This is a genomic window from Corynebacterium sp. MSK297 (assembly GCF_030232885.1).
Lineage (GTDB): Bacteria > Actinomycetota > Actinomycetes > Mycobacteriales > Mycobacteriaceae > Corynebacterium.
In genome coordinates, this window is the sequence record NZ_JASPGD010000022.1 from 1 (window position 1) to 3,132 (window position 3,132).

2 protein-coding genes are annotated in these 3,132 nt (G+C 52.2%); both read right to left on the reverse strand.

Annotated features, from left to right (window positions below):
- Positions 1–44: 44 nt before the first annotated feature.
- On the reverse strand, positions 45–614 hold the full coding sequence (locus QP888_RS10890) for a DUF8426 domain-containing protein (RefSeq protein WP_284813580.1): 570 nt from the start codon (positions 612–614) through the stop codon (positions 45–47).
- Positions 615–647: 33 nt separating this feature from the next.
- Positions 648–3,132 (reverse strand): DNA methyltransferase (locus QP888_RS10895; RefSeq protein WP_350338250.1); only part of this gene is annotated, 2,485 nt, incomplete at its 5' end.

Below are 3,132 nucleotides of genomic sequence, written 5' to 3' on the forward strand. Positions count from 1 at the left end.
ATATCTTTCTGACCTGGTCGGTCGTTATGGTCTCCTATGTTAAGTCATCCGGTCCGAAAAACCCCGCCCACACCAGATTCTCGTTCGGGGTCGCCGTCACCGTCTAAAACTTGTTCGATTCGATTAGCTGCGTTGTTTCGAGTGATTTTGAAAATAGTCAGTAAGCTGCGCAGTGAATTTTGTAGGTCTTGCCCCAGTTCATCGCGTGTGATCCACTCTTCATGCCAATTAACAGGGAGCTTATTTTGTGCCTCTGGGTCAGATTCATCTGAGTCGAAATATGCCCTACCCGCTACTGTGCCAACGTAGAGACGCCCTTGCTGTAGTTTGCTTGGCATGACGACGATATCGCCAGGTTTTGTCTCATCGCGGAAACGGATATATTGGTTGGCTTGGCTAGTTACTTTGGAATTTGGCAGAGCAGGATTGAGTTTTTTAATTGCCGTTTTTACGCTGTCAACAGTTGAAGCTTCTGCCGTCGCAGCACCAAAACCCATCCCGGGCATGATAGTGGCCTCAGCAAGGGAACGACCTTCACGCTCTCCTTTGCGGCCGGTCCGAATTACCCATACGAATGTCTTGGCATCTTTGTGGGAAAGCTCCGTCAAAGACATTTAGTACTCCTCACGAGGTGCGCGTTGATTGGTCTACTTCGTCAGTTTCGAATAGTTTTCAAATAGCAGCTCTTGCCGTTGTCGCTCAGTGGTGAGCTTTCGAGGCGCACCGAATGCTTTATCGACTTCCTTGTCGAGGGCATCGTGGGCCTTAAGTAAAGCCGGATCCATGGCGAGCGGGTTGTAGTGGTCGGCAAGTGATCTCTCGGGATGAAGTTCACGTGCTTCGAGGACCTTTTTGCCTGCGGAGATGATCCGTTCCTTGCTAGTGCTGTTGAGCTCTGGCACTGGAAAAGTGTTCCAAGTGAGCGTACTGCCGAAACTTAGATCTGATTTCAGCCTTCCACCGATTGTCCGTTGCCATGTAACGAACATCGAAGAGGAAATTAGTGCAAAAAGTAAACCGTCTGGGTCATGGGCAGTGAAGAGCTTGTTTCCTGGGATAACATTGCCATCGATTAAATCGCAAGTGTAATAGCGCCTGGTTTCGGAAACGACGACAGGAATGCCGACGTACGGAGAGCCAGTTTCAAATTTGCTGGGCCGGAATAAATGTGGAGTTTCGCGAAGCTTGTAGGCGTCACTAGATGGCGTAGCGTTCTCCCGGTAAGTTTTATTTGCTTCGATTCGTTGTCTCAAGATTGCGGAGCGCTGTAGATCAACAGGATCAAAGTTTTCTGCTAGCCAAAGGCACCACCGCTCTATTCCTCGTACGAGATCCTTACCCATGCGGAATGGTCTCAGATACTTAACCGCAATAGCGTCATTAGCGATCTCAGGATAGTCATCCTTGCTAACTAGTAAATTGCCATCGTCGGTTGGTTGCGGTCCACGGATTACTGCCGGAAGGTCTGCTAGTGGTTTGGACCGCTTCTTCACCAGGATATTCGGACCATCAACCAGGTAAGCATTGATGGATTTCTCCACCGGAACGGGGACAGCTTCGCCACGAACGTCCGGGTAATCCCACAGACGCGGCTTCACACTGGTGTTTCGGCTGAAACCTACGATCACACAATGCACTGCGGCCTTGCCGGGTGCCTCTGAATCCCAGCTGAACGTACGGTGGGCAAACTTGATGCGCCAATGATCGCGGAAGATTGGACCGAACAGTGCGGGAACCGGCTGGCCTTGTGTAATCGAGTTCGTAGTTACGTAGGCGAACTCGCCGTGGCGCGTCTGTAGTACGTTCAATGCTTGCGCATGCCAGCCAGTGACGTAATCCAGGTAGCCGTCGTAATCCTCGCCCCAGACACGCTTCATATCAGCTGTCTGTTCCTTAGTCTTGGTGTACTGCCCAATAAACGGCGGGTTGCCAAAGATATAGGTCTGACCACTGGTTTCCGGCAGGATCTCCGCCCAATCCAGCTGCAGAGCATTGCCGTGGTGAATGTGCGCGGTGATATTGATCGGCAAGCGTTCCGGGGCCAGACCGATGGCGTCGGCAAGCTCCCGGTTTGCCTGATGATCAACTAAGAACATGGCAGTCTCGGCAATCTTCGCCGGCCACCAGTTGATCTCAAAACCATAGAACTGGTCAATGGAAAGTTTCTGCTCCCACGAAATATCAAAAGTCATGCTGCCCGTGCTGCCCTCGCGCTCACGGATAGCAACAATCATCTCCGTCTCAATCTTGCGCAGCTCGCGGTAAGCCACAATCAGGAAGTTTCCGGAACCACAAGCAGGGTCGCAGTAGATGTTGTTCGCCAGGCTATCGCGGAATTCCCGCAGCTTCTTCACGCTCGTGGACTTCGAATTGATCAAACGGCGAGCCTCCGCGCGCAACTCATCCAGGAACAGCGGCTCGATCGTCTTCAGAATATTCTTCTCACTGGTGTAATGCTCACCAGAATGCCGACGCGCTTCCTTCGACTTCACCAACTGGAACAAAGAACCGAAGATGGCGGGGCTTATTTGAGACCAATCGAACGAACATGCGTCGACAAGCACTTGGTGCATCTGCTCATCGAAGTATTCCTTCGGCACATCACCGGCAAACAAACCACCGTTGACGTACGGGAACTTCGCTAAATGCTCCGGCAAACGACGCGGACGCTGCGATTCCGGCTTATTCAACACATCATTAAACAACGTGTTCAGATCACCAGAAAGCTCACCGACGCCATTGGCATTAATCACCAAATCCGCGAACAAGCCCGGCTGCCACAAACCCGCATTATCGCCGAAGAGCAAAAACAGCAGCCGCGTCAGATACATTGAGGTCTGTTCGACGCGCTCGTCTTCATCCTCCGGGTTCGTCGGGGCAGCATCGCCGACTGCCTCATCCACATCATCGTCGTTGAGCGCCCGGAACAAGTTCGCCATGATCTCCGAAGCCGCAATGGAGGCGCGCTCTTGCTCGCGGTGGCTAACCGACTCATAGCCAGCCAGGAACATGAACTTCTCGGCATGATCCAGCAACTCATCCAAGCTGATGGTGATGGTGTGGGCGGGGTTTTTCGGACCGGATGACTTAACATAGGAGACCATAACGACCGACCAGGTCAGAAAGATATGG